The organism is Gramella sp. KN1008 (assembly GCF_004332155.1).
GTDB lineage: Bacteria > Bacteroidota > Bacteroidia > Flavobacteriales > Flavobacteriaceae > Christiangramia.
This window is the reverse complement of the sequence record NZ_SJDV01000009.1, coordinates 93,742-104,381: the sequence shown is the minus strand read 5'-3', so window position 1 is coordinate 104,381 and position 10,640 is coordinate 93,742. Positions and strand designations below refer to the sequence as shown.

11 protein-coding genes and 1 pseudogene are annotated in these 10,640 nt (G+C 33.5%); 10 read left to right on the top strand and 2 right to left on the bottom strand.

The features are described 5' to 3' along the window. Positions 1-76: 76 nt before the first annotated feature. The 3 genes from EZJ28_RS14300 to EZJ28_RS14290 all read left to right on the top strand — a co-directional run bounded on the left by EZJ28_RS14300 (position 77) and on the right by EZJ28_RS14290 (position 1,889). The gene (locus tag EZJ28_RS14300) at positions 77-970 is read left to right on the top strand and encodes a carbon-nitrogen hydrolase family protein (RefSeq protein ID WP_131399069.1); all 894 of its coding nucleotides are present in this window, start codon (positions 77-79) and stop codon (positions 968-970) included. Positions 971-1,001: 31 nt separating this feature from the next. Continuing rightward, positions 1,002-1,442, top strand: coding sequence for a hypothetical protein (locus EZJ28_RS14295; protein ID WP_131399067.1), 441 nt, complete (start codon positions 1,002-1,004; stop codon positions 1,440-1,442). Positions 1,443-1,544: 102 nt separating this feature from the next. Then, the gene (locus EZJ28_RS14290) at positions 1,545-1,889 is read left to right on the top strand and encodes a hypothetical protein (RefSeq protein WP_131399065.1); all 345 of its coding nucleotides are present in this window, start codon (positions 1,545-1,547) and stop codon (positions 1,887-1,889) included. An 8-nt stretch (positions 1,890-1,897) separates the two neighbouring features. Here EZJ28_RS14290 and EZJ28_RS14285 read toward each other — a convergent pair whose 3' ends face one another. After that, positions 1,898-2,431 carry a GNAT family N-acetyltransferase gene (locus EZJ28_RS14285; protein WP_131399063.1) on the bottom strand — a complete coding sequence of 178 codons (534 nt, stop codon included), beginning with the start codon at positions 2,429-2,431 and terminating at the stop codon, positions 1,898-1,900. Positions 2,432-2,615: 184 nt separating this feature from the next. Here EZJ28_RS14285 and EZJ28_RS14280 point away from each other — a divergent pair, with 184 nt between their 5' ends. Beyond that, positions 2,616-3,431: an META domain-containing protein gene (locus tag EZJ28_RS14280; RefSeq protein WP_131399061.1), complete on the top strand. Its 816-nt coding sequence runs from the start codon at positions 2,616-2,618 to the stop codon at positions 3,429-3,431. A 50-nt stretch (positions 3,432-3,481) separates the two neighbouring features. Further along, positions 3,482-4,039, top strand: coding sequence for a GNAT family N-acetyltransferase (locus EZJ28_RS14275; RefSeq protein WP_131399059.1), 558 nt, complete (start codon positions 3,482-3,484; stop codon positions 4,037-4,039). An 81-nt stretch (positions 4,040-4,120) separates the two neighbouring features. Here the strand turns inward: EZJ28_RS14275 and EZJ28_RS16165 are convergent. Next, positions 4,121-4,237, bottom strand: a pseudogene (locus EZJ28_RS16165) (Crp/Fnr family transcriptional regulator); the annotation flags it as partial. A gap of 367 nt (positions 4,238-4,604) precedes the next feature. Between EZJ28_RS16165 and EZJ28_RS14265 the strand changes: the two are divergent. The 5 genes from EZJ28_RS14265 to EZJ28_RS14245 all read left to right on the top strand — a co-directional run bounded on the left by EZJ28_RS14265 (position 4,605) and on the right by EZJ28_RS14245 (position 10,622). After that, positions 4,605-5,639 carry an AraC family transcriptional regulator gene (locus EZJ28_RS14265; RefSeq protein ID WP_131399057.1) on the top strand — a complete coding sequence of 345 codons (1,035 nt, stop codon included), beginning with the start codon at positions 4,605-4,607 and terminating at the stop codon, positions 5,637-5,639. Between the two features lie 755 nt (positions 5,640-6,394). Continuing rightward, a complete protein-coding gene (locus EZJ28_RS14260; RefSeq protein WP_131399055.1) occupies positions 6,395-7,141 on the top strand; it encodes a type 1 glutamine amidotransferase domain-containing protein in 747 nt (248 codons plus the stop codon). A 10-nt stretch (positions 7,142-7,151) separates the two neighbouring features. Further along, on the top strand, positions 7,152-7,571 hold the full coding sequence (locus EZJ28_RS14255) for a nuclear transport factor 2 family protein (RefSeq protein ID WP_165499089.1): 420 nt from the start codon (positions 7,152-7,154) through the stop codon (positions 7,569-7,571). Between the two features lie 57 nt (positions 7,572-7,628). Beyond that, positions 7,629-9,026, top strand: a complete 1,398-nt coding sequence (locus tag EZJ28_RS14250) for a serine hydrolase domain-containing protein (protein WP_131399053.1) — start codon at positions 7,629-7,631, stop codon at positions 9,024-9,026. A gap of 63 nt (positions 9,027-9,089) precedes the next feature. Beyond that, on the top strand, positions 9,090-10,622 hold the full coding sequence (locus EZJ28_RS14245) for a serine hydrolase domain-containing protein (protein ID WP_131399051.1): 1,533 nt from the start codon (positions 9,090-9,092) through the stop codon (positions 10,620-10,622). Positions 10,623-10,640: the final 18 nt, after the last annotated feature.

Here is a 10,640-nt window from a genome sequence, read left to right as displayed (position 1 = left end):
ATATAAAATTACTGCCATATAATATTTCAAAACGTTCCAATAAATTGGAATTTCCGGAAGTAAAGAAAAGTTTAAAATGAATTTACGTGTAGGTATTAGTCAGTTTCCCGTAAGCCAGAATTTAAATTCTAATTTTGAATTTATATGCCAGCATATTAGAGAAGCTGCCGGTAAAAAGTGTGATATTATACAATTTCCGGAGTGTGCTTTATCGGGATATGCAGGGGTAGACTTTCCGGATTTGAAAGATTTTGACTGGGCATTACTTGATAAGCTTACCGAAGAAATTCAGAGTCTCGCGAATGATCTTAAAATAAGAATCATTCTCGGCACCTCTTTTCTGGACAATAAAAACCTGAAGCCCTTTAATTCATTATATGCAATTGATGAAAATGGAGGTATTCAGGAAAGATATGATAAAAGGTTTTGCGCAGGTGGAACAGAAGGAGGGATCGATGATTTGAAACATTATCGGTCCGGGAATCATTTTTCAATTTTTAAGGTGAAAGGTATTACGTGTAGTATGCTTATTTGCCATGACTATAGATATCCCGAACTCTATAGAGAGCTTGCGAAAAGAAATGTGCAAATGGTATTTCATTCGTTTCATGCCGGAAACATTCCCTCGGAAAAGTTTGAAAAAATGAAATTTCCTTTTGCTAAAAATCATTCTTTGAACATTTCGGATAATATCCCTACCCAGACGATGATAGCTTCCATTATTTCGTATGCTGCTAATAATTATATGTTTATAAGTTGCAGCAACACTTCTGCAAAAGAAAGCTGCTGGGGTGCATTTTTGGTGAGACCTGATGGATTTATTTCCAATTCAGCAGAACGGAATAATACTCAAGTTTTAATCGCCGATATTGATTTTGAAGAGCAACTTTATGATTCTACAAAAGCCTGGAGAAAGAATGCGTTAGAGGGCATCTTGCATAGTGGTAAAAATGACAGATATGATGTTTAAAATTTATTAATCATGAGAAATTCAGTCAATCATGAAAACTATATTCAGAATTTCTATTTTCTTATGCTTCACTAATATTTTTTCTCAGGGTTATAGTTTTGAGAATTTCGTACTGTCCTATTCTCCAGTTCAAAAAGAAGCTGTTGCTGATAAGAAGTTTAGATATGGGAAAATGATCATTGAAAATACAAAAGAAGATACTCAAAATAATCCCGAGAATTTTAATGTGGCAGATTACTGGAATATTGCCATTGCCTTTATATCGCTACAGGAAGATAAAGAGAACATTTTGACAGCTATTCGGAAGGGTATTGAGAACGATGCTGATTCCTTTTGTAATTATTCTAAATCTATGGGGAATAGCAAGGTGGAGATGCTGCTAAAAGCCAATTTCACTGATTTCTATACAGGATGTACAGGAAAAGAAACCAATCTTTCTTCTTCGATTTATGATACGGAATATTGTATATAAAATGCCAAAGATTGTGAGCTTATCGCAACGCTTCAGGACATAAAATTAAAAGATCAGTAGTATAGATTCGATAAAGAAATTGACTGGGAAAAACAACATGTTTTGGATGCTTCCAATCAAAAATCTGTTGATTCCTTATTTTCAATATATAAAAAGTATATCGGCAGAGAATTAGCCGGAGAAGAATATAGTGATGTCATGTGGTCGGTTATTCAACATTCGAATATTACAATGATGGAAAAATATCTACCGGAGATTCAAAAAGCTTATGCAAATAATGAGATAAATGTTCTACCTTTTAAGATGCTTATCGACAGGATATATGCTATAAAGTATGGGTGTCAGATTTTCGGTTCACAGGGTGGAGGATTGGGAGTAGAAGTTGCTAACGATTCTATTAGAAACCAGGTTATCAAGAAATATAAAATAAGAGATACAGATTATTAAAATGCTTCCTAACTACCCATTGTTAGAGAAAAGTAACGAGTACTTTCGATGCTGCAGGTATTAAGTTCAGAAGAAACCTCCATTTCGCCAGTATCTAACATCCCAATCTTTTCGAGTACTCTAGCAGACGGTTTATTTATTTTAAGATAGGATGCAAAAATGGTTTGAAGTTTAAGATCGGCGAAGCCAAAATCCAAAATATGCTTGGCAGCTTCCGTTACATAACCATGGTTCCAGTATTCTTCTCCTACCCAGTAAGCCAACTCAGCATTTTTATCGTTTTTTAATTTTAAACTAATAGTACCAATAAAGTCTTTTTTTTCTCTCAGTCGAATTGCAAACGCGTAATGTATACCTTTTTCATAGCTAGAAGCTATAGATTTCAACCAAGAGACAGCTTCATTTTCAGTATATGGATGAGGTATGTTTCTGGTTAAATCAGAAATTTTCTTATTAGAAGCCATTGCAACAATTGCCGGAATATCACGATCTTTTAGTTTATTGAGAAGTAGTCTTTTTGTATAGAGTATTGGAAATGACATAATCAATACTTTTTAGTAAAAATAATGCTTTAATAAGGTGGTTATTTAAATTTTATAAAGCTGAATCGTCTTAAAAATTAAAATGATGCCGGGAGATGTTTTTTTGATCCCACTGGCAGGAATAGCAAGATGAGGTTAGTAAGAAATAAAGTATTTTGGTGAAAGCATATTTGAATTATATATAATGAAAGGTCTATATCTGCTACTTTTTTTATTTTCATTGCTTTTTTCCTGTAAAGAGGAATCCTCAAATGATTCCAGCCAAAATAAAATAAAAGAAAATCAAAGCAATAGGGAGAGCGTAGCGTTCCAAAACAGATGGATTTTACAACAAATGGGGGATACTTCCTTTACGGAGAAAGAAATGCTTAACCATATTTCTGTGCCTAGATTTAAAGTGGATACTGTAAAAAGTCTAATTTACGGCAGTCTGGGGTGTAATGGTTTTAGTGCCAAATTTAAAAAGGAAGGAAATCGAATCCATTTTTCAGACTTTTTTCAGAACGAGGTTGCTTGCCCTTCTTTATCCCTTGAAAATCATTTTAGCAAATTACTATTAGGTTCAGATTCGTTGCATGTTATAGAAGACATATTAATTTTATATTCTGATTCTATTAAGGTTAGGCTAAAAAAACTTGACCTTTTACCAATAGAAAATAAAGAATGGGTTTTGCAGAAAATTGATGATATCAAATTGGGGGATTTGGAAGAATATGAAATTCTTAGATCAAATCCGTCATTAAAATTTGATGTTTTTGATAGAGAAGTAGAGATAAACCTGGGCTGTGGAATAAAACTCAAACGCAATTTAAGAATTGAGAAAGGAAGAATATTTATTGAACCCTTAACAATATTTCCACGGCCTACAAACTGTGATGAAAATTGGAGTATTCCATTTTTAGAACAGATTACCGGTGATTTTCATTATACTATAAATGATGATAAACTTAGAATAAAGAATAGAGGAGGGGTTTATGAATTCACTAAAAAAATTAATTAGAAATTACTTATTCTTCAATCAAACTACCTTGAAAGATAATCTGACAATAAATGTTGAATTTTAATAAAACAATCGAATCTCCTCGAGTAATTCTTCGACCGATTAAAAAAGAAGATTTTGAGGTTATGAATAACTTAACTAACGATCAAAATATGTGGTATTATTTTACTACAGATTTGTCAAAGGAAACCATGTTGGAAGATTGGATTAACCTGGCAATAAAGGAACTTGAAAACAAAAAATCACTTCCATTTTCAATTATAACCGTGGAAAATGATGAAATAATTGGTTCTACCCGGGTTTCGAATATTTCGCAAAGAGATAAGCGAGTTGAAATTGGATGGACCTGGATTGCAAAAGAATACCAAGGCACAGGAATTAATAGTCATGTTAAAAAATTGCTTTTCAAATTTCTCTTTGAGGAAACTGAAACTGTTAGAATAGAATTAAAAACAGATGTATTAAATATTCCTGCTAGAAAAGGAATGCTTAAATCTGGATTAATTGAGGAAGGTATTTTAAGAAGTCATACGCTAATGACAAATAACCGAAGAAGGGACACCATTTTCTATAGTATCTTAAAAGACGAATGGCCGGAAAAACAATAATAGACTCGCTAGCAGTTATCCGTCATAATATATTTTAGGTATAAAGAAGTAGATGTTTATTCAAATAACAATTTTTTCTCATCAAGATTTTTGCATCCTTGAAAGGGTTTCTGGAGACATTCTTAGATAAGCAGCTATATATTTATGAGGAATTTCCTAAAACAGCTGTGGGCTCCTTTTTAAAACTCTTTCATATCTATCTATAAAATATAGATTGGTGTCTTTTGTAAGAGGACTCTCGAGCATTTCATTTCTCTCGAGTTCTAGGGTTCTATCCCATGAACCTTCTATTTCTATTTCCTTAGTTAGCCTCTCTAATATATTCATGGTTGGAAATGATAAAATATCTTTTAAAGGAAATAAATACTAATTCCTATTATTTTTATTGTATTTAAATATGGCTTTTTATTCAGTTGCGACCAATATGTAATATTGAACTGACATTATAAGTTAGATGAACAATCTATTAGTTTTAACCGGTCAGAATCTAATTGGACATGCTATACATTAATAGGGATTTCGATTTCAAAAATAAAATATTAAACTTATTTGTAATTTAGTAGCCATGGATCTTGGTAGTCAGGTTTTGTTTTTACTAAGCGCCTTCGGTGGCTTAAATGCTTTAATCTTAAGCGTATATTTTGGTATCATTGCTCATAAAAAGAAATTTTCGAACTGGTTTCTATCGTTATTATTATTAGTCATAAGCGTTAGGATCTTAAAATCTGCCTTCTATTATATAATTCCAAACCTCGCTGATAGTATTATCCAAATAGGTTTAACTGCGTGCTCGTTGATTGGACCTTTTCTGTATCTCTACATTCGCTCCCAGATAAAAAATAATATATCTACTTATATATGGATACTAAATATTCTGCCTTATCTGGCTGTACTCCTCATAGTTGGTTGGGAATATCCTTATTGGTCTTATAAGGAGTTATGGAGCAAAACTCTGGTACCATTGATATATCTGCAATGGATTATTTATATAGTGCTGGCAGTCTACCTTTTGAAGGATGTCTTTCGGAGATTATATTCTAGAAAAGATTCATTAAATGATCGCGAAAAATGGTTTCTGAATATAGTAGCGGGAATTTTTATTATTTGGTTTGCATACGTTTTAGGTTCTTATGTTTCCTATATTGTAGGTGCATTAAGTTTTTCCTTTGTTTTCTATTTATTAATTCTATTGTGGGTTTTTAAAAATAAACATAATTCGCTGTTTTTTGAGAATAAGTCATCTTATGAAGATAAGGCAATAGATGAAGAACAACTTGAGCAGATTACTAAAAAATTAAAAGTGGTTGAGGAAAAAAAGTTATATCAGAATTCCGATTTAAAACTAGCTGACCTAGCCCAAGAAATTAACATATCCACCCATATTCTCTCTCAATATTTAAATGATAACTTGGGAAAATCGTTCTCCCTATATATCAATGAATTTAGAATTGAAGAGGCGAAACGCTTATTGCATTCTAAACACAATTACACCATAGAAGCCATTGGTTACGAAAGTGGCTTTAATACAAAATCGACCTTTTTTTCTGCCTTTAAAAAAATTACAGGACTCACACCCTCTGGATATAAAAATAAGGTTTGATTTTATAATCATGGACTTCTATTTTATATAATTAAACAACCTCTTAAGATATTATTGCGCTGGTCTTTAGATCCTGATTTACATTTGATTTTACCGAATGTAATAATTATTTATCCTAATCAGATGCAAACACCAGAATCTTTTTTTGGGAATAAAATTATCGTCTGCGGCCTGTTTGTGCTTCTAGGTATTTCTACTTCCTATTTCTTTTATAAACTAAAGAATTTTAATTCTGGGACACCTAATTATGCAAATAACTCGCGGGAATTGAAAGGGGGCTGGCCCAATCTGGACAAAGAATCTATCAAATTGAACTATGAAAGGATCAATTTCTTTGGTAAAAACCAAGGTTTATTTGGAGGTCAGTTGAATCCTAAACCAATTAATTATAAAAATAAGTCTCAATCTGAGTCTTACTTTCGAGGAAATTATTTCCAGAAATAATTAGACGTTTTTCATTTTCTGTAATCACCAAATACTTATGATGATTCGATTAAAACTATTTCGGAAATCCGAATTAAAATTATGGCCATTTGTGATTATAAAAAATTGCTTGAGAGTTTAATTCATAGATTGAACTTGCAATTGCCATACTTGAAAAATTGGAATTTTCAGATTTTCTGAATTTAAAATTTCGTTAATTGGCTTATATGCAAAGAATAAAAAGTCTGTTTTTATAAAACCGAACTCCCGAATTATAGCAAAAAACCTTTTCTTTAATTTTTGCCTGCATATTGCATCAAAATTCAGTCGATATGCAAAGATTAAAATCTTACTTGGTGTTTTTTCTTGTTGTGGGATTAACATTGCCTGTTAAGTCTCAAAATAAAATTCTTTTTGTTACCTCAAATCAGCATACTTATGGTGACCTTAAAAAAGATGCTGCGAACCATTTTGAGGAGATAGTAGTAGCTTTTGATGAATTTAAGAAAGCTGGTTATAAAGTGGACTTCGTAAGTCCGGAAGGTGGGGCTATACCACTAGGATATATTAGAACTTCAGATCCTGTTCAAAAGCACTATTTGTATGATTCTAGCTTTATGAATCTGTTGAAAAACACTAAAAGGCCTGATGAAATTAAAGCCTCAGGTTACTTAGCGGTTTATTACAGCGGTGGAGGTGCCGCCATGTTTGGAGTGCCAGATAATAAAAGTATTCAGGAACTAACAAGTTTCATTTACCTAAAGGGGGGAGTGGTTTCAGCCATCTGTCACGGTACTGCAGGTCTCGTTAATGTGAAATTGCCAGACGGAAAGTATATATATGAAGGGAAAAAAATTAGTGGATTTCCAGATGCATTTGAAACTTTAGACGCTGATTATTACAAGCAATTTCCTTTTTCTATAGAAAAGAAATTGAAGGAAAATGGGGGTGAGTATAAATATTCCCAAAGGGGTTGGGACGGCTTTTATGTATACGATGGACGGTTAGTTTCAGGGCAGGATCCTTCTGGTAGTCGCTTAGTAGCACAGAAGGTAATTGAAACAATTAAAAATCAATAAATCAATTCACATGAAAAAAATAGTTTTAAGCCTAGTTTTTATAGGTATTTCATACTTCTCAAATGCCCAGAGCGATTTGGAGCAAATTACCGAAACCATTAATCACTATATGGAGGGAACTTCTAACGGAGAGCCGGATCGTATTAAAGAGGCTTTTCATGAAAATTTGAATCTTTACTCTATTACCGAAGACCAGACGCTTAAAACCTGGAACGGAAAGGAGTATATCTCTATCTTTAAAGAAGGCCAGAAAAACAACCGGGTGGGAAGAATTATTTCTATAGATTTTGAAAATAATGCGGCGATTGCAAAAGCAGAAATTTTAATTCCGGGTAAAAAATTATATACCGATTATTTCATGCTTTTGAAAATTGAAGGAGAATGGAAGATTGTTCATAAAGCATATACTTCCAGAGCTTTACCACTTTAAAAAGCTTTTGCAACACTTGTATTTACTACTCGTCGTTAGGGAAACAAAATATAAACCATGAAAATTAAACTTTTACTATTTACACTTTCTCTTTTTAGCATAATTAGCGTTGCTCAGAATTCGGTTAGTTCAAAAATCTCTGAATATTTAGAAAATACTCAAAAAGTACATGGTATTCCGGGGATGGCCGCCGCTGTTATAAAAAATGATAACATACTCTATCAGGATTATTTTGGGACCGGTATGATTGAATCTTTGACTCCTGTTTCTAAAAATTCGATGATGCCATTATTTTCTGCATCTAAACTAATGACTAACGTCGCCGTTTTTAAATTAGTTGAAGAGGAGAAGATCAATATAACAGATCCTATTAGTAAGTATTTTAAGGATATCCCTGAAGAATGGAAAAAGGTAACGATCCAAAACCTGCTGACTCATTCTTCTGGAATTCCTGATTTTATCAGATTTGACATGAGTCTTCCACATGACAAGCTTTTAAAGGAGCTGTATAAGGAAGAGATGTATTTTGAGCCTGGTGCACATTTTCAGTATAACCAGACTAATTATTGGTTTTTGGCGAGAATCATCGAACAGATCACAGGAGATAAATTTGCTGACTATATAATTCGAAATCAATTTAATGGCAATTCTGAAGGTATACTTTATTCTTCAAATTTCAAGGAGGCCATCCCAAATAGAGTAATCAAATATAATTATATAGCAAAACGGGAGTTATTCGAAAGAAATACACCTGTCGGTGATGAAATTGGACATCCGGGAAATGGAATCAGTATTACCATGCCAAGGCTTATTGAATGGTGCCAAAATGTTTTAAAAAATAAGTTTTTATCTTCTGAAACCCACAAATTAATGTTGGAAACTTTTGAATATGAAAAAGGTCCAAAAGAACATTTTACCAACGGATGGGCGGTTTATAAAGTAAATGGAAATCTCACTTATGGATTTACAGGTGGTGGAGTAAGCGGGATTCGTTTTTTCCCGGAGAAGGATATGGCTATAATCTTTTTGAGTAATGGAATGAAAACTTATTCAGTTCATAATATGGTAATTAACCACCTTGCGGGTATGATAGATAAAGATCTTGCAGATGAAAATGAGCTCATGATGAATAAAATTGAAGAAGAATTCATTGAAGGTAATATCTCAGCAGAGGGGGTTTTTCAGAATTATAAAAAGCTGTTTGCTGAAGATACCGAAGCGCATTTAAATGCACTTGGCTATAAGTTTATTGATAATAATCCCAAATACGCTGTACGTTTATTTGAAACGATGGTAAACGAATTTCCGAATTCTTTCAATGCCTATGATAGTCTTGGAGAAGCTTATATGAAAATTGGGAATAATAAAAAAGCCAAAACAAACTTTCAAAAATCCTTAGACTTAAATCCTGAAAATAAAAATGCGGAGGATATGATTTCTCGGCTTAAGACTTAATTATTTTTAAAAATTTCACCGCGAATTCTATGTGAATTCACGGTGAGTTTAATACATGCTAAAATGAAAAAACTGTCCCTTCTTTTATTAGTCCTCCTCAATGCCTGCCAACAGAATACGAATACGGTAGCCCAGACAGAAAATACACAGTCACTTACCAATGAGGAATTTGCAGACTGGACCGCTAAAGAAATTCAGAAAGCAATGCAGGAGAATGATATTCCCGCAGTAGCTGTAGGAATTATAAGGGATGGAGAGATTATTTATAAAGATGGATTCGGCACATTCACTCGTGAAAGTGATGAAAATGTTACTTCTAATACCATATTTCAGATAGCCTCCATTTCTAAAATGTTTACCGGGCTCGTGGTAAGCCATCTTATTGAAGAAGGCAAACTGGAACTCAATCGGGAAATCAATTTTTACCTTAAGGATATCCTTACCGAACGTGCAAAAAAAACCTTTAAAGGAATTACACTGCAACAGTTAATGCAACATCAGGCCGGAATTCCAAATTACGCCTGTACGGTATATGGTAAAGCTAAAGCCGATGGATTTTCCTGGGATGGCGGATATTCAGAAGAAGAACTTATTAAAGATATCAACAGTATAGAGCTAGATTTTGAACCTGGAACCCGAGTTGATTATTCCAATTCCGGATATAATATAGCCGGATATATTTGCGAAAAAGTAACCGGAATGGAGTATGAAGAACTGGTTAAGAAATATGTGACTTTCGGTAGGGAAATGCCAAATACAATTAAGCAGTTATCCGAAGATCAAAAGAGGAATATTGCAATGGCGTATCCTCCAGATGATCCTAAAAGAATGACCGGTTATAGCTATTGGGGAAAAGCGACTCCGGCTACCGGCCTGTTTTCTAATGTAGATGATCTCATGGTTTTAATGCAGGATCATTTGGAAGCCTATAGAGAATTTCTGAAAGATAGTACCATGTCACCTATGATCTTAACAGATAGAAAGTCATTGGATACGATGTTAATGAATGAGGATCCCGATATTATCTATGGTTTAGGCCTTATGAAATGGCCACTTTTAAAAGGAGATCGATACCAGCATGATGGAGATGCCGATGGCTATACCTTGTTTTACTCTTTTACACCTGAATTAAATACCGGAAAAGTGCTGTTAACTTCCAGCGGTGGTGGCTGGATTTTGAATCTGGAAGAAAAGATTGAAGCGAAGCTTACCAATACCAAATTCATAGAAACGCTTACTGCTTCACAAATTGTTAAGCTGGTAAATGAAAAGGGAATTGCCGGATTACAAGAAGAGCTTTCAAAATTAGATGAAGAAGCCGACAGGGAAAAACTACTTGATCCTTACACCCTAAATGTTGCCGGTTACGAATTGATAAAATCCGATAAATTACCCCAGGCTATAGAAGTTTTCAAACTGGGAACAGAACTTTATCCTGAAGAAGCCAATTTATTCGACAGTCTGGGAGAATCTTATAAAATGAACGGACAGACCGAACCTGCTCTTGAATCTTACAGAAAAGCTCTCGAGATTAACCCCGAATACGGAAATGCTGAGAATGCCAGTAAGATAATTGTAGAGTTGCAAAATAAGTAAGAGAATAAAAACTTTTTT

What these genes read in the sequence shown, in the direction of transcription:
- EZJ28_RS14300 (WP_131399069.1), top strand. Translation starts at nt 77, where the DNA reads ATGAATTTACGTGTAGGTATTAGTCAGTTTCCCGTAAGCCAGAATTTA.
- EZJ28_RS14265 (WP_131399057.1), top strand. Translation starts at nt 4,605, where the DNA reads ATGGATCTTGGTAGTCAGGTTTTGTTTTTACTAAGCGCCTTCGGTGGC.
- EZJ28_RS14280 (WP_131399061.1), top strand. Translation starts at nt 2,616, where the DNA reads ATGAAAGGTCTATATCTGCTACTTTTTTTATTTTCATTGCTTTTTTCC.
- EZJ28_RS14275 (WP_131399059.1), top strand. Translation starts at nt 3,482, where the DNA reads ATGTTGAATTTTAATAAAACAATCGAATCTCCTCGAGTAATTCTTCGA.
- EZJ28_RS14295 (WP_131399067.1), top strand. Translation starts at nt 1,002, where the DNA reads ATGAAAACTATATTCAGAATTTCTATTTTCTTATGCTTCACTAATATT.
- EZJ28_RS14245 (WP_131399051.1), top strand. Translation starts at nt 9,090, where the DNA reads ATGAAAAAACTGTCCCTTCTTTTATTAGTCCTCCTCAATGCCTGCCAA.
- EZJ28_RS14260 (WP_131399055.1), top strand. Translation starts at nt 6,395, where the DNA reads ATGCAAAGATTAAAATCTTACTTGGTGTTTTTTCTTGTTGTGGGATTA.
- EZJ28_RS14250 (WP_131399053.1), top strand. Translation starts at nt 7,629, where the DNA reads ATGAAAATTAAACTTTTACTATTTACACTTTCTCTTTTTAGCATAATT.
- EZJ28_RS14285 (WP_131399063.1), bottom strand. Translation starts at nt 2,431, where the DNA reads ATGTCATTTCCAATACTCTATACAAAAAGACTACTTCTCAATAAACTA.
- EZJ28_RS14255 (WP_165499089.1), top strand. Translation starts at nt 7,152, where the DNA reads ATGAAAAAAATAGTTTTAAGCCTAGTTTTTATAGGTATTTCATACTTC.